The sequence below is a fragment of the Paenarthrobacter sp. PH39-S1 genome (genome assembly GCF_030063245.1).
Taxonomy (GTDB): domain Bacteria; phylum Actinomycetota; class Actinomycetes; order Actinomycetales; family Micrococcaceae; genus Arthrobacter_M.
This window is the reverse complement of record NZ_JASISR010000034.1, coordinates 1-20232: the sequence shown is the minus strand read 5'-3', so window position 1 is coordinate 20232 and position 20232 is coordinate 1. Positions and strand designations below refer to the sequence as shown.

Below are 20232 nucleotides of genomic sequence, written 5' to 3'. Positions count from 1 at the left end.
GGCCGCTCAGGGCACCCAGCCGATGGAGCCGGTGCCCTTGAGTCGAATCACGGCGACGGTGGCATCGATGTCAGACCCTGGCTCGATCCGCAGGAAGTATGGATCATCGCCCTCCAAAATGAGCGCATCCAATTCGCGAAGCCGGCGACGGCCTTCGGCCAGCGCCGAGCCGGATCCGACGATGACGGCCACCACCTCCTGCAACTCTCGTTCGACGTCGAAGCCGGTGCCGACGCTACGTACCTGAATTTCCGCACGGACCAGTTCAGGGTCGGCGCGCACTTCGATGCGCGATGCCGAGCCATCGCCACGCCCAAGGTCGGCGCTGACCGGAACGCCCTGGCGCTGACTTCCATTCGGCGCAGTGGCGGCTTCAAACACGCGGATGTCCCATTGCCACCGTTCCCGGCGCGGCGTGTCGGGGGAGGCGGCCACTTCCAGGGCCCCGTCGGCAACCTCGCGATGGGACCCTGCCCTCAAGACCAGCCTCACGGCAGCTGCCCCGCATTGGCCAATTCCTTGGCTTCTGCGGCCAGCATCCGCGCCAGGATCCTCCGGGCCTTGGCGACCCCGGCATCTTGGGCGATCAGCACATCCGGAAGACGTGCGGGACGGGTTTCCATTCGCTCCTGCTGCAGAGCCAAGGCGTCTTCGTCCTCGGTCAAGACTTCGCCCAGGCTTTGTTGGAGCAGCTCGTTCATCGCCTCGTCACCAACGGCGAAGTCGCGGCAGAATGCGTAGAAGTACCAGGCGGTGTTCTCGGTTTCCGGAGTGATGGCATTGAGCACCGTGAGCAGATGTCCGTCTTCGCGGCGCCCGCCGGGCTCCACCACACCGGCGTGGATCACGTGCAAACTGGGGATCTGGAATTCGGTAGTATGCCAGCGGTCCACCAAAGTCAACCCGGTGGCCTTTTCAAACAGGGGTGACGGGTGGCACCCTGGCATCCATCGGTCAACGCTGACCGTCTGTACATCAACTTCGACGGTGATGCCGTTTTCGTAGACGGCCTCATCGCCGATGGTGGACTGGTGCAGGAAACTCTCATGGGTAAGGTCCAGCAGATTGTCGTGGATCAAATCCGCGCTGCTGTGAAAGAGCCTGGTGTGGGTCACGCGGTCCCAGGCCGGATCCGTCATCCAGTGCGTATCGGGCACGGGAACTGCCGCGGCTTTTTCCGGATCCCCCATCCATATCCACACCCAGCGGTGAGCTTCAACGACGGGAAAGGCCTGCACCACCGCACGTTCCGGGATGCGTTCCTGAGCTGGGACCCGGACGCAGATTCCGGCGCAATTGTATTCGAACCCATGGTAGCCGCACTGGATGTTGTCGCCGACAAGCCGGCCTGCCGAGAGTGGGTATGCGCGGTGGGCGCACCGGTCGTCAAGGGCGACGACGCCGCCGTCGAGCTTTCGGTAGAGCACGACGTCGTCACCGAGTATGGTGCGCTTCATCGGTTCGTGGACAATTTCGTCAGATGAAGCGATGACGTACCAGGCATTCTTGATAAACATGGACTCTCCTCTAACAGGGCCGCTGGCAGCGGCGGTCGGTTGTAGCAGTTCTCGGACGGGAGGCAGGGCACCTCGCAGCAGTTCCAGCCCGCGCTGGGTGGGCACGCTGATCCGCACGGTCCCGGGTAGGCCCAGGCTGCTTCCCGGGCGCACCGAGATTCCATGCCTGAGCACCGCTGAGACGAACTCCGTCTCGTCAATGGTCTGGACGAGGAGAAAGTTCGCCTGGGAAGGGATAACCGGGTAACCGGTCTGTTCAAGCAGGAGGACCATTTCGGCGCGGATGCGCAGCGTGTGTTCGCGCACGGCGAGTTGGTGTGCGGGGTCCCGCAGAGCCGCCAGGGCAGCAGCCTGCGCCACCGAGCTGACGGAAAACGGCGGCCGGATCTTTTGCAGTGTCGCGATGACCTCCCGCTCCGCCACGAGGTAGCCCACCCGCAGCCCGGCCAGTCCATGAATCTTGGAGAAGGTCCTCAGGACGGCAACCCCTCCGCCCGCCACGAGCGGGATGGAAGTTTGGGCGTTCGGATCATCGGTGAAATCGATATACGCCTCATCAATGACCACGAGCCGCGCCGGGCTTCGCGCCACGAATTTGCGGATATCAGCCGGTGTGCACACCGTTCCCGTCGGATTGTGCGGGTTAACCATATAGGCGATATCCGCGTCAACGGCAGCCATCGTTTCCAGATTATGTGCCCAATCGCGCAACGGCACCTGTGTCAGGCGGGCGTTGACCGCATAGGTACTGATCCTGTCGATCTGATAAGGGGGTGCTGCGCAGACGGCATGGCCTCCTTGGGCAAGGTAGGCCGAGGCGAGCAGGAAGATCAGCTCATCGGAACCATTGCCGATGAGGATCTGGTCCGGGGCAACGTGATGCAGCGACGCGAGCTCTGACCTCAATTCCTGCGCCAGCGGGTCGGGGTAACGATGTGATTGCGCCAGCGCACCGCAGATTGCCGCCGCGACATCGGGACTGGCTCCCAAGGGGGATTCATTAGATGCCATTGATCCGTCCGCGATCGGGGCTCGGTTCCCCGGCTGATAGGGCTGCAGACGGTTCAGCCACGGGCGTTCAGCAATGGTCATTAGGTGGGCCTTCCGGCTAGGGGAATGTGGTGTAGAGGCGCCAGGTGGGGTGTGGGCGGCGGTGCCGTCCCGGGCTCTCGTTCCGGCCACCCCCCGCGTTTGTTCCTATATACGATCGCTATACGAATATGTGAACACGTTACAAAGCCGTTTCCGGTAAGTCAATGGCCCGGGAGGAGTTCACGCCAGGCGGCACTTAAGGCGGTCCGTCATATTCGGCCCACCCATTGACAGTGACGCAGACCACACCATACTCTTTCTCTCATATCGAACGCTGTTCGTATATGTGAATTTTTCAGCGAGTTTTCAGTTGCCCACCCCTTGGAGGATGCCCCGTGAGTGCCATCGATCCCCGCCACAAAATCCGCAACAGAGCCCTATTCGCCCTCCCTGTCCTTGCCGGCCTCATCCTGTCCGGGTGCAGTTCTGCCACCCCCGGTGACGTGAACGGGGCGGTGAAGGACCAGGCTGCGGACAGCACGGCACCGCTTTACAAGTCGCTGCCGGAGTCTGTCCAGAAGGCGGGCACCATCCAAATTGGCTCCGCCATCGATTACCCGCCCTTCGAGTACTACGAGGCCTCAGGCCCGCTGGCCGGCTTCGAAGTCGAGTTGTCCAAGGAGCTGGAAAAGCAGCTCGGCGTCTCCTTCACCTGGAACAACGCCAGTTTTGACACTCTGCTGCCGGCACTGACCACCAAGAGGTACGACGTCATCTTTGGTGCCGTCAATGACACGGCTGAACGCGAAAAGACCTTCGATATGGTGTCATATCTACAGTCCTCCCAAGGTTTTGTCGTCCAAAAGGGTAATCCGACCGGACTCGCCTCGGTTGAAGACCTCTGTGGAAAGCCCATCGCGGCCGTGCGCGGAGGCGTTCAGCCACAGTATCTCGAGGCCCAATCCAAGGTGTGCACCGATGCCGGCAAACAGCCCATCGACGTGCTCACTTTTGACGGCAACGCCGCCGAGCAGCTCGCGGTAAAACAAGGCAAGGCTGTGGCACTGCTGGAGAACTACCCGACGGCCGCCTACTTCGCCCAGCAGTCCGAGGGCAAACTTGAGGTCGTTAGTGGGCTGCAAGTTGAGAAACGCTTCTTCTCGATGGTCTTCAGCAAGAAGGAATCAACGTTGCGTGATGCCCTGGGGAAGGCTTGGCAGGCCATCATCGACGACGGCTCGTACCAGGCGGTGCTGAAGAAGTGGGATCTGGGCAGCATCGGCATCACCGAGTCCACGGTGAACCCCGTAACGGCCGGCATCAGTCCTAAGTAGCCCGCCGTGCCCGATGAACTGACAACAGGAAAAGGAGCACGTGGTGGCAGTCGAAGACAAGCTTGAGACCGAGCGCGAAGTGCCCGCGGTGCCAACGTCCGCCAGGGCGCTGACAGTTGTCCCGCTGAAATACCCCGGACGGTGGGTGCTGGCCATCGTGATTCTGGTGTTGCTGGCCCTGCTCGTACGGGCATTCGTGGTTGCTGACATCGATTACGCCGCGGTGGTCGAGTACTTAACGGTCCCCGGAATCCTTGAGGGAGTGCGCAATACGCTGCTGCTCCTGCTGCTGTCCATGGCGTTGGGACTGGTCCTTGGCGTGCTGACCGCAGTGATGCGCCAGTCGCCAAATCCGGTCCTGCGCTGGGTCGGGGGCGGGTATGTTTGGCTGTTCCGGGGTACTCCGCTTCTGGTACAGCTGCTGATCTGGTTCAACCTTGCGATCATTTTCAATACCTTCACGATCCCGGGCCTGGTGTCCATGCCCATGAACACGCTGATGACGCCGTTCTTGGCGGCCCTGCTGGGCCTGGGCATAAATGAGGGTGCTTACATTTCGGAAATCGTGCGCGGTGGCATCCTCTCTGTCGACCACGGCCAACGCGAAGCTGCCTCGGCCATCGGAATGCCGCGCGCCAAAATCATGCGCAGGATCGTCCTGCCACAGGCGATGCGCGTGATCATTCCGCCGCTGGGCAACGAATTTATCGCGTGCCTGAAGTTCACATCGCTGGCCTACACCATTTCCTTCAGCGAACTCCTGCACTCGGCGAACAAGATTTACACCGCTAATTTCAAGGTGATCGAGCTGCTCTTCACCGTTACCATCTGGTACCTGGCCCTAACCACCGTGTTCAGCGTCCTGCAGCAGATGCTGGAGGACCGGCTCGGCCGCAGTGCGCCGGGATCCAGACCTAGTTTTGCGCGCCGGCTTCGGAAAAACCTGGCCCTCAGGAGGACCGCATGAGCAAGCAACTGATCGTCCATGCCGAGCAGGTCACCAAATCATTCGGCGACCTGGAGATCCTCAAGGGGATTGACCTGCAGGTTTTCCGTGGTGAGGTGCTGTGCATCATTGGTCCCTCGGGATCGGGTAAGTCCACGTTTCTGCGGTGCATCAACCATCTGGAGAAGATCGACGGCGGACGCCTATCGGTCAACGGCTCGCTGGTGGGTTACCGCCAGAACGGGGACAGGTTATACGAGCTAAGGGACAAGGACGTCTGCCGGGAACGGGCCAATATCGGCATGGTGTTCCAGCATTTCAACCTCTTCGGCCACAAGACCGCGCTGGAAAATGTCATAGAGGGTCCGGTGCAGGTCAAAGGAATCTCTAAAAAGAAGGCAACCGAACAGGGCATGGCGCTGCTGGATCGCGTGGGGCTGGGGAGCCGGGCACATGCCTACCCCTATGCCATGTCCGGCGGCCAGCAGCAACGAGTCGCCATCGCCCGGGCACTTGCGATGGAACCGCAGCTGATGCTTTTCGACGAGCCGACCTCCTCACTCGACCCCGAATTGGTGGGGGAGGTCCTGGACGTGATGAAAGACCTTGCCAGTTCCGGGATGACCATGGTGGTGGTGACGCATGAGATGGGCTTTGCCCGTGAGGTCGCGGACGGAATAGTCTTCATTGATAATGGCTGCGTCGTTGAGCGGGGCCAGCCGCACGACGTTTTGGGCAACCCCCAAGAGGAGCGCACCCGGGCGTTCCTCAGTGCGGTCCTTTGATAGGCGAGGAGTAGGAACAGATGAGCACCTCGGTTTTACGAGCCCTGAAGATCCTCGAACTACTATCGGGCTCGGACAAACCGCTGCCGCTGACCCGGATAGCGGAGCAACTGGAGATCCCTAAAAGCACCGCACATGCCATTCTTCGAGCGCTGGCCAGCCGGGAGTTCCTGGAAGTCACCGAGCACGCGTCCTACTCCATCGGGCTGCGGGCGTTCGAAGTCGGTGCCGCGCACCTGCGCTCCAATAACGCCGTCGACATTGTCATCCCCCAACTGGCGGGTCTGACGAAAGAGCTGGGCATCACCTCGCACTATGCGGTTCTCGACGGAACCGACGCCGTCTACCTCTGCAAACAGGACCCTCCCGGCCTGGGCATCAAACTGGCAAGTTCCGTGGGAGCCAGACTGCCGGCCGTTGTCACGGCGGTAGGGAAGGCAGCCTTGGCCTGGCTGCCGGGGAACGACCTGGCAGCTCACCTGCCGGCCGGTGCAGACGAAGGGCGGGACGGCGGGATCATGGCCGAGCTTGCCCAGGTGCGGGAGCGCGGCTACAGCCTCGATGACGGCGAAACAGCTTCCGGTGTCCGCTGCATTGCTGCGCCGGTTTTTAGCCCCTCCGGCGGGCCGGGCGCCATCGGCGTCAGCTACATGCTCGGTTCGGCCCTTGACGCCGACGCCGTTGCAGCGCACGTCATGAACTCTGCCAGCCACTTGACGCAGCTGCTGGGAACCTTGACCCGGAAGGCCACCGCATGAAAGTTTCACAGGCCCTGAAACTTGTCTCGATCAAGCCGCGCTCCGGGAACCGGACCAGCCGGCGGTTGGAGCGGTGCCGGACCATCGATGATGTCCGGCTGGCCGCCAAACGCCGCTTGCCGCGGCCTGTCTTCGACTATGTCGACGGCGGAGCGGACAGTGAGGGCTCGTTGCGGAACAACATAGATGCACTGGGTCGCTACCATTACCTTCCCAGAGTCCTGACCGATGTCGGTAACCCGGATATTTCCGCTACGATCCTGGGGCGCAAAACCGCCGCTCCGCTGGGTTTTGCGCCCACCGGCTACACCAGGATGATCGATCCGCGCGGGGAGCCTGCCGTAGCGCGGGCGGCCGCAAAGGCCGGCATTCCTTATGTCCTCTCCACCATGGCCAGCACGTCATTGGAGGATTTGGCCGAAGCCGCAGGCGTGAACTCTGCGGACCTCTGGTTTCAGCTGTATGTCTGGAAAGATCGTGCCCTGACGCTCGAGCTGGTCAGGCGGGCGTGGGCCAGCGGGTACCGCGTGCTGGAAGTCGCCGTGGATACGGCGGTCACCGGTAATAGGTTACGTGACGTGCGAAATGGCCTGACCATTCCCCCAGCCCTCTCGCTGAGGAGCCTGGCGGACATTGGAAGCCGACCCGGATACTGGGCGGGCATGCTGGCTGGTCCGGCCCTGACATTTGCCAATGTGGAGGACCGGTCCAGCGGCTACAGCGTTGAAAACATCGGCCAACAGTTTGACCCCGGCGTGACGTGGGAGGACCTGGACACCCTGCGTCAGGCGTGGCCCGGAAAGCTGGTCTTGAAGGGGCCGATCGGCCCCGCCGACGCCAAACGCGCCCAGAGCCTGGGCATGGACGGTGTGCATTTGTCCAACCATGGAGGCAGGCAGCTCGACCGGACCCTGGCCCCGGTGGAACTTGTTCGGCCGGTCCGGGCCGCCGTCGGTGAAGATTTCGCCATTCTGGTGGATTCGGGCATCCGGCATGGTTCGGACGTCGCCACCGCCATCGCCCTTGGAGCTGACGCCTGCATGGTGGGGCGCGCCTACCTGTGGGGGCTGGTGGCCGGCGGCCAGGAGGGGGTGGAACATGTTGCGGACCTGCTCACCGGTCAGTTCCGCCGGACACTCCAATTGCTGGGAATGGCCAGCGTCGAGGAGCTGCGTGCAGCCGGACCAGGCCTGCTGGCACCGCGCTGCTGAGGGCACTATCGGTGCTCTGTCTGCCTGCGAAGCGCGGCGGTCGGAGCCCCTGGCGGGACACGCCTGCAGTATCCAACGAAAACGAAAAGAGGGAAAGCATGGATGTCGTCCACCACTTGTCCGCAGCGTTGCCCGGCCTGGTACAGACTGATCCTTCGGTCTTGCAGATGTACCGGGCGGACCGCTCCGGCCATCTGGCCTCCGGCACGGCACTGGCGGTGGTGCAGGCCCGCACCGTCGACGATGTGCAGACCGTGTGCAGAATTGCCCACGAGCATCGCACCCCAGTGGTCACCAGGGGCGCCGGCACCGGCCTCTCCGGCGGCGCCATTGCCGGAGCCGGTGAAATCATACTCTCCACGACGTCCATGACGCGGATTTTGGAGGTCTCACCCGATAACCGGCTCGCCGTCGTCGAGCCCGGCATCCTCAATGGTGACCTGAACCGTGAACTGGCAAAGCAGGGCATGTGGTGGCCGCCGGATCCAGCCAGCAAGGACATCTCAACCGTTGGCGGGAATATTGCGATGAATTCCGGCGGCCTGCTGTGCGCTAAATACGGCGTCACCCGCGAAGCCGTCCTGGCGTTGAAGGTCGTCCTGGCCGACGGCCAGCTGATTTCGGTGGGACACCGCACGGTCAAGGGTGTCACCGGCTACGATGTGTGTGCGTTGATGGTCGGCTCCGAGGGTACCTTGGGCGTGATCGTCGAGGCCACGCTGAAACTGCGCTCTCTGGTAACCGGCACGGTGGCCACTATTGCCGCCTTCTTCGATTCGATCGCCGAGGCCGCTGCGGCCTCGGCCGCCATTACGGCTGCCGGACTGCAGCCGGCAATGATGGAGTTGCTGGACCGGCGCACGCTGGAATGTGTGAGTCGCTATACCGGCGTGGATCTGGTCTTACGAGGCAATGCCTACTTCCTTCTCCAGTGTGATGGCCCCGGCGCGGAATCAGAGGCCTCTAAGATGGCCGGGATCATCCGCGATGCCGGGGGACGGGTGGAAATTACGACCGATCCGGAGACTGCCAAGGCCCTGGTGGACGTGCGGCGGCAGGTGTTCCCGTCCTTGGAGGCCATGGGGACCTTGCTGGTTGAAGACATCGCCGTGCCCCGGTCTCAAATGACTGCGGCGTTTGCCAAAATCTCCGACCTTGAAATCAAGTATGGTGTCACGATTCCCACCACGTGCCATGCGGGGGACGGCAATCTTCATCCGAGCTTCGTCTTCAGTGGTGAATCGGTCCCGGACGCCATTTGGGCCGCCGCAGAGGAACTTTTCGCCCACGCCTTGGCGCTGGGCGGCACGCTATCCGGCGAACATGGCATCGGACTTCTTAAACGGCGCTGGCTCGGCGACGAACTCGGCGGCATCCAGCTTGGGCTGCAACGGCAGATCAAGGCGGTATTTGATCCGCACAACCTGCTCAATCCCGGCAAGGTGTTTGATCCGGTGCTGGCGCCGCTCGTGGAATCGTCGACTGTCTGAGGAGTACCCACAATGAACGTCACTCTGAAGACCAGCGACGGTCGCGCGGCGCTGCGGTTTGAGCGCCGACTGGCGCATCCGATCGGGCGGGTGTGGCGCGCCGTCGTCGTCCCTGCCGAGCTCGGAAAGTGGTTTCCCGCTGCGGCCGACTGGACCCCTGAAGCGGGCGAGACTTTCGAAGCGGGAGGACAAACCGGACAAATCACCGAACTCACTGCGCCGCAGCGGATCGAATGGACCTTCGGCGCCCAGCTGTTCCGATTTGAGCTCAAGAAGGAGCAGGGCGAATGCGTGTTGGTGTTCACCCACGTCTTTGACGATGGTGGGGCTGCAGCCCAGACGGCAGCCGGATGGGCCTGCTACCTCGACCGGCTCGAGCCCTACCTGGGCGGGCGTAACCTGTCCGAAGAAAGCGCCCACGTACCGATCGGGGAGCGGCACGAGCGCTACGCGGCGCAATTCGGGCTCGATCCCGCTCCCGGCCGCGAGTTCATCGCGGGCCTGGCCTTCCGGGGCCCCGTACTCGAGGACGGCCCGGTCCTGCGGCTGGAACGTCGCTACGATCAGCCGATCGGGCGGCTGTGGCAGGCCCTGACCGATCCCGCCGAGCTGCGCCAGTGGTTCCCCGGCGGCCTTGAGGTCGGGGAGAGTGAGGCGCCCCGTTTACTGACGGGTTCCTGGCAAGGGGAGGGAACCCTGCGGTTCGAGCTGCGGCCCGAGGGTACCGGATGCGTGCTCGCGTTCACACACACCTTCACCGACCGCGACCAGGCCGCGCTGGCCGGGGCCGGCTGGGACCGTTGTTTCGCCCGGCTGGACGCCTTACTCGCTGATCACCCCATGCGAAGCCGCCTCCCTGGCCAACTGGCGCGCCGTGCACGAACGACTCGGCGCAACGTGGCACGTCGAGCCCGAAATTGGGCGCAGGGCTTACGCGGAACATTCGAGCGACTGAAAGGAGGCCACGCCCTCAGGTGCGCAATGACGACGGCGGTTGTCCTAGCAGGGGCAGGACACTAGAGGTGCAGGACGGTCTGGCCCAGGGCTGCGGCGGCGATGAACGAGGCGCTATAGGTGATCAGCGCTACGATGACCACCTTCCAGCTGAGCGCCTTCAACGCCGGGATATCGCGCCCCACCGTGAGGCCGATCAGCGCCAGGGTGGGCACGCCCATCAGGATGACGTCGAGGTTGCCGGTCAGGGTCGCGAACAGCTGGGAGGTGGGCAGGAACGGGGCCGAGAGTACCGTGGCGATGCCGAGCACCCACACGCTCGAGGGCACGGTAGGCAGCCACTTCGCCAGCCGGAATGACAGGGCCGTGAGCAGCAGCAGGATGACCATGCCGAGCAGGTCGCCAGGGACGAAGGCCTTGGTCCCCAAAAGGTTCATCAGCAGGCCGGACACGCCCACAACGCCGTACGCCAGCAGCTGCGTCCGCCGGGAGAGGGGCACCTTGGGGTCCTCTGCTGCCACGGGCGCGTCCGGCGCAGGTTGGGCTGCCGGATCTGCGGGCCCGGCAGCTGCCTGCGTTGCCCGCCCGACCCGGCGGCCGTCGTCGTCCCTGCCGAAGAGCCGGCTCCAGAACGTGTAGAGGCGGCGGCATAGCGGCAGCGACAGGAATACCCCGGCGTAAAAGCCGACGATGTTGGTCACCAGGTTGGACAGGGCGGCCAGGGCCATGATCTCGGGTGCCTGGCTCGGGTAAAGCAGGGACAGCGCGCCGGCGCCGCCGAGCATCATCGATGCGGAGCCCAGGCCAAGTCCCGCGCCAGGGCCAGGGGGTCAAAGATGGACAGGCCGCCGAGGAAGCCGGCCAGCAGGGAGATGAACACGGCGCCGAACAGACTGCCGAGGAGCCAGACGGAGAACACCCCGCGGTATTCGGGCGAGCGGACGCCGAAGCGCTGGATCGCGTAGGCCAGGAACGATTCGCGGTCGATCGACCAGGTGGCGCCGATGGCGACGCGGCCCAGGCCGAGGGCGACGGCGACCGGCAGCGCGATGATCACGGTGCCGAAGATATGGCCTACCTCCTGCAACGCTATGGCCGGACCGATGACGCCGAGCTTCATCAGGGTCGGGCCGATCTGGGTGCCGAGCCGGGCCAGGAAGACGATGATGCCAATCTCCAGCAGCAGGGTGGCCACGGACCGCGCTGCAGCAGAGATGGGGCGCAAGCGCTGCGTGCCCAGGATCGCGCCGAGGACCACCGCTCAGATGATGGGAAAGAGGACGACGGCGGCCGGTCCCAGCTGAATTTTCACTGTGCCGATGAGAACGGTGACGGCGGAGACCGCCACCGACAGGATGATGACGGTGGTCCAGTGGCCGCGGGTGATCCCGGGGGCGGGGGCAGGGTGCCGGGTGCCGATGGAGTTGCTCATGTCTCTCACTGTCTTCCTTGAAGTTGTATACCAAAGTGATGGTAGCGAATACATGATGAGATGTAAATCACCTCTGGGAGTCGTTCTACTCACTGCTAATGACGGTGGTAAGCGAAGTCCTTCTGCTTTCCCGCAGAGAGGCATGTTCATCTTTGGAATACCAGATGCGGTTATACTGGAGGACGTAAGCCATTCGGTCCACGTCTGTGAAGGAGGTAAGCGTGCGAACATGTATCCGCGCAGACCATGTGCTGGGCCACGAGAGCGGACGGCATGTGCTGGTTTCCGGTGGCCAAGTTGTCTATGAGGACGATTCGATCGTGTACGCGGGGCCGCTCCGGGAGGGTTCCTTCGACGAGACGCTGGAGCTGGGCGCGTCACTGGTCACGCCGGGGCTGATCGATTTAGACGCGCTGACGGACATCGACCACCTCATCCTGGATTCATGGTCCCCCGTCGACCGGTCCGAGGGGTTTCAGTGGTCGCAGAACTACTTCGACCACCGACGCCACGACGTATTCACGCCCGAGGAGCGCCAGGTGGTGCGCGAATTCGCACTGGTCCAGCTGGCCCTGCACGGGATCACGACCTACATGCCAATAGCGTCGGAAGTGCACAGCGCCTGGGCGGAAAGCTACGAAGAGTTGGTCGGCATGGCCGCCACCTCCCGCCGGATCGGCCTGCGCGGATTCCTCGGTCCGGCCTACCGCTCGGGCGTGAACGTCGTCGGCCCGGACGGTGAACGCGCGGTAGCCTTCGATGAGGAGCAGGGCAACGCCGGGCTGGCCGAGGCCAAGCGGTTCCTGGACTACACGCAGGAGCTCGACGATCCGCTGGTCACGGGCGTGCTGCTGCCGTGCCGGATCGAGACTCTTACCGAAGAGCTGATGGCCGCCACAGCGGCTGCAGCCGGATCTCGTCAGGTGCTGGTGCGCCTGCACGCGCTCCAGGGGCTGCTGGAGCGCAGGCTGATCCAAGAGCGCTACGGCGTGACGCCGCTGGAGCTGCTGGAGCGCACCGGGCTGCTCGGTGCTAACTTGCTGATTCCCCATGGCATGATGATCGACCGTAACCCCCTCGTTGCGGGGGAGGACCACGGTGACCTGGCCGTGCTGGCCGACGCGGGGGCTTCCATCATCCACTGCCCGCAGACATCCTTCCGGTACGGCAGTGCCCTGCACTCGTTCGGCGCCTACCTGGCCGCGGGCATTAACATGTGCCTGGGCACGGACTCGTTCCCACCGGACCTGGTGCGCGGCATGGACACAGGCGTGCACCTGGCCAAGATCGTGGACGGCGCCGCCGACGCTGCACCGGTCGAGCGCTACTTCGACGCGGCGACGCTCGGTGGCGCCCGGGCCCTGCACCGGCCGGACCTGGGCCGGCTGGAGGCCGGAGCGCAGGCCGACCTGGTCGCGTTCTCGCTGGCCGACTTCCGCGACGGCGTGCTCGATGACCCGGTCCGCACGCTGCTGCTCAACGGCAGCGCCCGCTCCGTCACGCACTCCGTGGTGGCCGGCCGGATGGTGGTGCGTGACGGAGCGGTGCCTGGCATCGACCTTCCGGCGCTGCGTGCCCGGGCCCAGACCTTGTTCAACCGCATGCGGCACGCCTACTCCGAGCGGGACATGCACCGGCGCAGTGCCGATGAACTCTTTCCGCCGGCTTTTCCCCGCAGCGAACCTCAAATGACCCACGTCCCTGCCTGACCCGATCCAAGGAACCCCGCCATGACCCTGATCCTCACCGCCTCGGACCTCGCCGTATTGGCGGACATGCAGGCCACGATCGCCGCCGTCGAACTCGCCTTCGGTGACATCACCAGGGGCACCGCCCACCAGCCCGCTCCGACGTCGCTCCACCTGCCCGGCTCGGACGCGCGCTTCGTGCCGATGACCGCTCTTGCCGACGAGCAGCAGCTGGCGTCCGTGAAGCTGCTGGCGGACATCCCTGCCAACCGCGGTGCCGGGCTGCCCACTCAGCGCTCCACGATCCTGCTCGCCTCGCAAATCACGGGGGAGACGCTGGCCATTCTGGACGGACGTGTGCCCACACGGGTGCGTACGGCCGCCGCCAGCGCCGTGGCCAGCAGACACCTGGGCCGGCCGGACAGTCGGGTGTTGGGGCTGGTGGGTGCGGGCGCGCTCGCGGTTGCGCATGTGGAGGCGATGCTCGCCGTGCTACCGATCGAGGAAGTAGTCGTATGGTCCCGGTCGACGACGACGACGGACGGGTTCCGCGAGAAGGTGCTCCGCCACGGGCTGTCCGTCACCGTGGTCGGCTCCCCCGGGGAAGTCTTCGAGACGGCCGATGTGGTGTGCACGCTGACGCCCGCCACGGAGCCGGTGGTGCACGGGCGCTGGTTCCGGGACGGCCAGCACATCAACGCAGTGGGCTCCCGGCCCCGTCCGGATCACCGCGAGATCGACACGGAAGGGATGGTGCGCTCGCGGATCTTCGTCGACAGCCGTGCCACAGCGGCGGAGAAGTCCGGCGACCTGCTCATTCCTGTGGCGGAGGGCGCGCTGTCGCTGGCGGATGTCCAGGGGGAACTCGGCGAGGTGGTGGCCGGACGGATCCCGGGCCGCATCAGCGACGCAGATATCACGCTGTTCAACTCCGTGGGCATCGGCATGCTGGATCTGGCCATCGGGAGGCTCTTGTACGACGGGGCCATCGAACAGGGTCTGGGGCTACGGGTTGACCTCAGCCGGTAGTGACTGAACTGCTTGACCTGTCAGGAGAGTTGAATCTACCGGCGCTACCGGCGCTACTGGGTGATGCCCTTGTGTCCGGTGGTCAGGGCGGTTGCCAAGCCGGCGAGAGAGGGCTCGCGGCCAAGTTCGATATGCGCATAGGCGAGGGCGGCAGCGAGTTCCGGCTTTCCAGCGTAAATGGCGGCGCACAGTCCCGCATGCTCGGTGCACTGGGCTTGGGGATCGCGGTCCGATGCGAGAGCGAACAATCGTTGGAGCCGGCCAAGTACAGGTCGCATGGCGGTGGCAAGCAGTGTGTTGCCACTCATGGCAATAATCTCGGCGTGCAGCGCAGAGTTCAACGCGGCGACCGCCGCGATGTCCTCGCGTGCCGTGGCCGACGCGGACTCCTCCTGTAACTCGGCCAGTCGCGGTGCCACGCCTCCGGCCGCGACGAACTCCGCGGCCTTCCGGGCAGCGAAGACCTCAAGATTGAGCCGGATGTCGAAGAGTTCCTCGGCGTCGCTGACCGTGAACTCTCGCACGACGGCACCCCGCCGCGGGTAGGTGACGATGAACCCGTCGGCCTCGAGCTGGTGCAGCGATTCGCGGATGGGGATGCGCGAGATGTCCAGATCGTCGGACAGCTCGCGCTCCCGGAGGCGGAACCCAGCCGGGTAGTCGCCGCTGAGGATCTTGTCGCTGATCCGCCGATACGCGAAGTCCGCCATTGACTGCTGCGGGTCTCCGACATCGTCGTCTGCCTGCAAAGCCATGGATCACCCTTCCGTGGTGTATCGGGACGGGGACCAAGACCGACTATCCCTGAGGCCAGCTTAGTGGCCCGGCTACCTCGCAGGGCGCGGACTATGCCCTCAGACGAGCGCCAGCTGGTCCGCGACAACGCGGCCCCTGTGGATGACGGTACGATCCGACGGCCGGTCCATGACGGCGGCGCTGACGCAGTCCCCCGACACCAGCAGGAATTCGGCCGGATCACCGACGCTGGTGCCGGGCCGGTCCGTCACGGAGGCCAGCCGGGGGACCGTGCGGTCCAGGATGGACGCCCCGCCAACCGTGGCCACGGCCAGAGCGTGCTCAATTAGGTGATCGGAGCGGTAGCCGTTGACGAAGGCCAGCTGCCACGTGCGGTCGAGCATGTCGGCGTTCCCGTAGGGGGACCAGTAATCGCGCTGGCCGTCCTCACCCAAGCCCACGCGGACGCCGGCGTCGGCCAGGTCGGCCAGCGGCAGTTGGAACCGACCGCCGGGCGCGACGGTCGCCGTCGAGATGTCCAGTTCCGCCCAAGTTTCGATCAACGTCCGGGTGTGGGCCTCGCTGACACCCCACAGCGGGTAGCCATGGGAGATCGTCACATTGCCTTGCATGCCCAGGGAGCGCGTGCGGTCAGCGATCAACGCGGCGCTGAAATGCCCTAACTCGCCGGGTTCGTGCAGATGGATGTCGATGGGCACCTGATATTTTTCGGCCAGGCCGAACACGAGGTCCAGATGGCGGACGGGATCCTTGTCCAGCCCGCAGGGATCGATGCCGCCCATGACATCGGCGCCGGCCTTCAGCGCCTCCTCCATGAGCTCTGCCGTGCCGTTTTCCAGGAATAGTCCGGCCTGCGGGAAGGCGATGACCTTCACCTCGGCCCGGTCCCGGTACATCTGGCGGGCGGCGAGTACTGCCTCGAACTTCTCCAGCCCGCAGTCCGTGTCCACCTGGGCGAAGCTGCGCACGCGCGTGGTCCCGCGCTCGATCATCATGCGCAGCCCCGTCTGGGCACGCTCTCCGATCGACGTTTCCGCATCGCGCCAGTTGTTGCGGTCGTTCAGCATCATGCCCCACACGCCAGGGGCGCCAGTATGTTCGCGGAACGGCAGACCCAACCGATTGGAGTCAAGGTGAACGTGGACATCGGAGAAGGACGGCAGCAACAGCCGGCCTCTTCCTTCGATCACGGTGACACCGGACGGGACCGCCGACGGATCGTGTGCAACGACTGAGCCAACCCGGCCACCGACGATCGTGACGTCGGCGGCCGACCCGCCCCACGGCCGTACGTTACGGATAACGGCGGGGTCAGACATGAGTAACCTCCAGTGGCGTAGCTTTGTATGCCACAGTAGACCAAATCAGGAAAAATATGCGTATGCATCACGATTTTTGTCAATTTGGTATACAAGAGGCGACATGGGACTGTCGGGTTTGGCCAAGGGCAGTGCCTTTGGGACAGCGAGCCCTGCCGCCCGCGCGGCAACCCCGAGCAGTACCAGGAGCGTCGTTGGAGCATCACGTCATAGCCGGAAACCCTCCGGTAATCGCTTTGCAGGACGTCCCCTCCGTCCGGTTGGAGAATAGGCGCCGTTGGCGGGACAACGGCCCCACCGGAAATGCCTGCAGCACTGCCGACGCAGTGAGGTTCAGCACGGCTGAGGTTGCAGCAGATGCAGCCGTTGGCCAGTTCAATGGTGTTTTCCTTGGCCGATCGAATCAACCGAGGGTCAATGTTAAGTTCACCTAAATCGTCGACGACGACGGCAATTCGCTCATCGCTATGGGCCAACAGGTCATTGACAAGAGTGGTTTTCCCCCGCCAAGGTACCCGCCGATGACCATAAGGGGGATAGACATTATTGAACCGGGTCCGAGGTGCCGTGTTTGGCGTCCTGGTGACGGCCGCCAATTATTGTGCCCAGCACCCGGATCTCGCCAATCAGCTGAGGATCCACCTCGAAAGGGTCCCGCGCAAGAATGGCCACGTCCGCGCGTTTTCCGGCCTCGAGGGATCCCACTTCCTCATCCATTTTCAACATGTAAGCGGCCCCCAGGGTCACCGCATGCAGCGCTTCATGCACGCTGAGACATTCGTATTCGCCCAGCACTCTCCCCGAGACTGTCAGTCGTGTGATGGCATGCTTCATGCTCTTCAGCGGGTTCAATTCGGTCACCGGGGTGTCGCAGTGCACTGAGATGGGAACCCCGGCGTCGAGCGCGGAGCGTGCTGCGTCCATCCGTGAGGCCCGGTCCCACCCTAAGATCCTGTCGGCATGCTGATCTCCCCAGGTCCACAGATGGTTCGAAAAAATATTGGCGCAGGCCCCCAGCGCCGCGGCTCGTCGGTATTGAGCCTGAGTGGTCAGCTGAGAATGCGTGATGGTGTGCCGGTGATCGGGCCGTGGATATTTGGTCAGCACCGCTTCCAGAGCATCGAGAAAGAGCTGGCTGGCTTGGTCCCCATTGCAATGTACGTGAATCAATAGCCCGGCGCGGTGGAACGCGGTGAAGGCCACCTCGAACTCTTCGGGTGTGATGTTCCAAATCCCGTTGGGTTGATCCCCGAGGTAGCCCGGGGCCAAGAGTCTGGCAGTGAAGCCCTGAATCGACCCATCAAGTATGAGTTTAACGTGCCCAAAACGCAGGTTTTCGTTGCCCTCAGATTTCAGCTCCGCCAAATGTTCCGCCATGGCAGCCGCCAGCGGACCGGTCCCCAACCCCACCCCAAATTGGAAGACGTTCAGTCTCACCGGAAAGTTCTCATCAACCGTGTCCGTGTATACAGCACGTCCCTCTTCGGTGAGCAACCCCATGGTGCCCAAATCGGTAATGGTGGTCACGCCGTGATTCACTGCGTCCTGCGCGAATTGGCTCAGTGCCCTGGCCGAAAGCGCGAGCAAGCCGCCTTCAAAGAAGTGATGTACCAAACCCATGGCGGCAAATTCTCGGAGTTCACCATTGGGCATTCCATCGGCGTACTTTTCCACGCCCTCGGTTTGGTTGGAGGAATCGATGCCAGCCTTGGCGAGGACTGCAGAATTGACGACCGCCACGTGCCCGTTGGCGTGGCTGATTTGGATCAGCCTGGTGGTGGAGATGGTGTCGAGATCGTGGACCAGAATGCTCTGTTTCGGGAAGTAGATGTTGTCCATACCCCAGGCCTGCAATGGCGTATCCGTATCACGCATGGCGGACTCGACCTCGCGCAACCGTCGCAGGACCGCCTCCGTGCTGGTGCATCCGGGCCAGAGGTTGCCATCCGGATCGGTGCGGTCAAAATAGCCTACGTAGATCTGCCCCTCCTACATTCCTCCGGAGCCAGCATGCGCGTGAGCCTCAACGAATCCCGGCACCATCACCTGCTGCGCATATCTTTCATCAATCACGGTGTTTGGGTAGGCGCGGAGCTCCTCGACCGATCCCACGGCTCGAATCAATCCGTCCCTGACCGCGATGGCTGTGGCCACAGGCCGTGAGGGATCCATGGTTCGCACGATTTTTGCCGGATAAATAATGGTCTGCTGATCCACTGCCACTCCCTGGTTTACGGCTACGGTTCGATCCTCGTCGTTGAGGTAGCGGGCGAGGAATGACCTTCCTCCACGCACGCTACCGTGTGTCACAAAGTTAGTGAACGGACTCGCTGTCCGGCCGTTTCACCTCCGGGTACTCTGTTATGGCAATGGCATTCGCCGGCGGTTTCTGTTGTCTCATGAACAGCAACGAAACCACGCACAGACAAAGTGCTGCCACACCGATGATCCACACCATTTTGTAGGAGCTTAGTGCGGCGCCGGAACCACTAATCACCGTCGAGGCCATGATGACACCGAAGATGGCTCCGCCCACCGCGCCACCCAACGTTTTGAGCGAGTTGTAGATGCCTGAGGCAATACCAGTTTGATCCGCGGGGGAGAGTTCGGCTACCAAGGACGGCAGGGCTCCGAGGAGTAGGCCAGATCCCGTACCAATGAAGATGAGGCTAAGAACCACCAATGACATTTGGTCGTTCGCAAAGATGAGCAGCAAGTTTGCCGTGGCAAGGAACGTAACTCCCACCAGCAACACCCCGCGCATACCGATGGCACGGGCCAAGTATGCGAAGGTTGCAGCAGCCACGCATGCAGTAAGCGTATCTCCTGCCGTCAAGAGTGAGATGTTTCCGGGAGCCATGGCAAATCCGAAGCCGACCACCTTGGGTTTAGCAGCCAGAAAGGTGGTAATGACTGTCTGCGATCCCAGCGTGACGATGCCGAACAGGAAAGCGGTCAGGTAGGGAGGCCACATGAGGCGTGACCGGACCAACCTCAGATCTATGGCAGGGCAGGCGGTCTGAGATTCCCACCATACCCATGCCACCGTGATTACCCCACAGGTCAACAGGGGGACCAGTACCTGAGGCGAAGAAATTCCATATTTTTGGATCCCACTAAGGGCCAGCAACAGCGTGATCATGGAGGCGGCAAGCCCTAAAAAGCCAAGGTAGTCCACAGTCGATTTGGATCGAACCGTTGATTCGGGGACGAGTAAGAAGACCACAAACACGCAAAGTGCTGTGATAATGGCTGGCACCAGCAACACCATGGTGAAGTTCCGCTCGAGCCCTGCAATCACTCCAGAGACTAACATTCCGGCGACAACGCCGACGGTCATGAAGGAGATGAGCAGACCAACCGACTTGCGGGCTCGTTCGCCTGCAATGCGATCGTGAACCAGCGCAATTTCCAGTGGCAACCAGACCGAAAGCGGCCCCGTCAGGATGCGCCCTACGAGAACTAATGAGTAGTTATTGGAATATGCCACGAAGCACACGCCCACCAGTACAGCGATGACGGCCAGACGGAGCATTTTGCGGTGCCCAAAAATATCCCCAAGCTTGGCCAGCACCGGAATACAGACTGCCGAGGAAAGCGTCCAGAGGGTGACGAACCAAGTGATGTCTGCATCTGTGATCCCCCACCGGGCAGATGGCCCCATACAACGGGATGTAGTACCCCTGGACGAAGCCGCTGGTGAATTCGACGAAAATCAAGAACCCGATGATGGCGCTCATTTTGAGTGGAACACCGGTAGATGCCCGAAGTTCCGGTGTGTTGGTGCTCGGCATAAACTTCTCCTAGTGTCTCGCGCCGTTAATTCGTTTTAATAGTCGTCCCAGTGATTCGAGGACGTCCTTGTTTGCCATCCCCTCCGCGCAAGCCAGTACGATCCGCGAACGCAGCGCCAGGGCCTGGGAGGACTTGCGCCTGCGGGTCCATCGCGACAGCTGATCGCGTTCTTCCTCGGTGAGGATC

General features: G+C 63.1%; 20 protein-coding genes. 9 read left to right on the top strand and 11 right to left on the bottom strand.

Translation table 11 applies throughout. The features are described from left to right. Positions 1 to 6: 6 nt before the first annotated feature. Together QMG52_RS17670 and QMG52_RS17665 are read right to left on the bottom strand one after the other, a co-directional pair. Entirely contained in the window at positions 7 to 480 is a 474-nt protein-coding gene (locus QMG52_RS17670) for a hypothetical protein (RefSeq protein WP_283561745.1), read from the bottom strand. A gap of 8 nt (positions 481 to 488) precedes the next feature. Further along, positions 489 to 2609 (bottom strand): aminotransferase class I/II-fold pyridoxal phosphate-dependent enzyme, encoded by a 2121-nt coding sequence (locus tag QMG52_RS17665; protein WP_283561744.1) that lies wholly within the window; start codon positions 2607 to 2609, stop codon positions 489 to 491. A gap of 335 nt (positions 2610 to 2944) precedes the next feature. Here QMG52_RS17665 and QMG52_RS17660 point away from each other — a divergent pair, with 335 nt between their 5' ends. From QMG52_RS17660 to QMG52_RS17630, 7 genes are all read left to right on the top strand, one after another. Next, the gene (locus QMG52_RS17660; protein WP_283561743.1) at positions 2945 to 3883 is read left to right on the top strand and encodes an ABC transporter substrate-binding protein; all 939 of its coding nucleotides are present in this window, start codon (positions 2945 to 2947) and stop codon (positions 3881 to 3883) included. A gap of 43 nt (positions 3884 to 3926) precedes the next feature. Further along, complete coding sequence (locus tag QMG52_RS17655; RefSeq protein ID WP_283561742.1) at positions 3927 to 4850, top strand: amino acid ABC transporter permease; 924 nt, start codon at positions 3927 to 3929, stop codon at positions 4848 to 4850. Further along, positions 4847 to 5614: an amino acid ABC transporter ATP-binding protein gene (locus tag QMG52_RS17650; protein ID WP_283561741.1), complete on the top strand. Its 768-nt coding sequence runs from the start codon at positions 4847 to 4849 to the stop codon at positions 5612 to 5614. The genes QMG52_RS17655 and QMG52_RS17650 overlap by 4 nt, the downstream gene beginning before the upstream one ends. A gap of 20 nt (positions 5615 to 5634) precedes the next feature. After that, positions 5635 to 6372 (top strand): IclR family transcriptional regulator, encoded by a 738-nt coding sequence (locus QMG52_RS17645; RefSeq protein WP_283561740.1) that lies wholly within the window; start codon positions 5635 to 5637, stop codon positions 6370 to 6372. Continuing rightward, a complete protein-coding gene (locus QMG52_RS17640; protein ID WP_283561739.1) occupies positions 6369 to 7583 on the top strand; it encodes an alpha-hydroxy acid oxidase in 1215 nt (404 codons plus the stop codon). The genes QMG52_RS17645 and QMG52_RS17640 overlap by 4 nt, the downstream gene beginning before the upstream one ends. Before the next feature lie 98 nt (positions 7584 to 7681). Continuing rightward, complete coding sequence (locus tag QMG52_RS17635; protein WP_283561738.1) at positions 7682 to 9073, top strand: FAD-binding oxidoreductase; 1392 nt, start codon at positions 7682 to 7684, stop codon at positions 9071 to 9073. A 12-nt stretch (positions 9074 to 9085) separates the two neighbouring features. Further along, entirely contained in the window at positions 9086 to 10093 is a 1008-nt protein-coding gene (locus QMG52_RS17630) for an SRPBCC domain-containing protein (RefSeq protein ID WP_283561737.1), read from the top strand. Here the strand turns inward: QMG52_RS17630 and QMG52_RS17625 are convergent. Genes QMG52_RS17625 through QMG52_RS17615 form a run of 3 tightly spaced genes read right to left on the bottom strand, consistent with a single transcriptional unit; the run spans position 10090 to position 11459 of the window. Beyond that, on the bottom strand, positions 10090 to 10815 hold the full coding sequence (locus tag QMG52_RS17625; RefSeq protein ID WP_283561736.1) for a DUF3100 domain-containing protein: 726 nt from the start codon (positions 10813 to 10815) through the stop codon (positions 10090 to 10092). The genes QMG52_RS17630 and QMG52_RS17625 overlap by 4 nt on opposite strands. Continuing rightward, positions 10812 to 11285, bottom strand: coding sequence for a DUF3100 domain-containing protein (locus QMG52_RS17620; protein ID WP_283561735.1), 474 nt, complete (start codon positions 11283 to 11285; stop codon positions 10812 to 10814). Before QMG52_RS17620 ends, QMG52_RS17625 begins: the two co-directional genes overlap by 4 nt. 3 nt (positions 11286 to 11288) lie before the next feature. Then, complete coding sequence (locus QMG52_RS17615; protein ID WP_283561734.1) at positions 11289 to 11459, bottom strand: hypothetical protein; 171 nt, start codon at positions 11457 to 11459, stop codon at positions 11289 to 11291. A gap of 221 nt (positions 11460 to 11680) precedes the next feature. On the opposite strand from QMG52_RS17615, the gene QMG52_RS17610 reads away from it, so the two are divergent. Together QMG52_RS17610 and QMG52_RS17605 are read left to right on the top strand one after the other, a co-directional pair. Continuing rightward, positions 11681 to 13168, top strand: coding sequence for a chlorohydrolase family protein (locus tag QMG52_RS17610; protein ID WP_283561733.1), 1488 nt, complete (start codon positions 11681 to 11683; stop codon positions 13166 to 13168). A 21-nt stretch (positions 13169 to 13189) separates the two neighbouring features. Then, positions 13190 to 14176, top strand: a complete 987-nt coding sequence (locus QMG52_RS17605) for an ornithine cyclodeaminase family protein (protein WP_283561732.1) — start codon at positions 13190 to 13192, stop codon at positions 14174 to 14176. Between the two features lie 53 nt (positions 14177 to 14229). On the opposite strand, the gene QMG52_RS17600 is transcribed toward QMG52_RS17605, so the two are convergent. The 6 genes from QMG52_RS17600 to QMG52_RS17580 all read right to left on the bottom strand — a co-directional run bounded on the left by QMG52_RS17600 (position 14230) and on the right by QMG52_RS17580 (position 19915). After that, on the bottom strand, positions 14230 to 14931 hold the full coding sequence (locus QMG52_RS17600) for a GntR family transcriptional regulator (protein ID WP_283561731.1): 702 nt from the start codon (positions 14929 to 14931) through the stop codon (positions 14230 to 14232). Positions 14932 to 15030: 99 nt separating this feature from the next. Beyond that, positions 15031 to 16188 carry an amidohydrolase family protein gene (locus tag QMG52_RS17595; protein WP_502920563.1) on the bottom strand — a complete coding sequence of 386 codons (1158 nt, stop codon included), beginning with the start codon at positions 16186 to 16188 and terminating at the stop codon, positions 15031 to 15033. Continuing rightward, complete coding sequence (locus QMG52_RS22405) at positions 16119 to 16847, bottom strand: GTP-binding protein (protein ID WP_502920561.1); 729 nt, start codon at positions 16845 to 16847, stop codon at positions 16119 to 16121. Before QMG52_RS22405 ends, QMG52_RS17595 begins: the two co-directional genes overlap by 70 nt. Next, a complete protein-coding gene (locus QMG52_RS17590; RefSeq protein ID WP_283561766.1) occupies positions 16795 to 18231 on the bottom strand; it encodes an amidohydrolase in 1437 nt (478 codons plus the stop codon). Before QMG52_RS17590 ends, QMG52_RS22405 begins: the two co-directional genes overlap by 53 nt. Positions 18232 to 18240: 9 nt before the next feature. After that, on the bottom strand, positions 18241 to 18468 hold the full coding sequence (locus QMG52_RS17585) for an imidazolonepropionase-like domain-containing protein (protein ID WP_283561729.1): 228 nt from the start codon (positions 18466 to 18468) through the stop codon (positions 18241 to 18243). Positions 18469 to 18565: 97 nt separating this feature from the next. Further along, positions 18566 to 19915, bottom strand: coding sequence for an MFS transporter (locus QMG52_RS17580; RefSeq protein ID WP_283561728.1), 1350 nt, complete (start codon positions 19913 to 19915; stop codon positions 18566 to 18568). Positions 19916 to 20232: the final 317 nt, after the last annotated feature.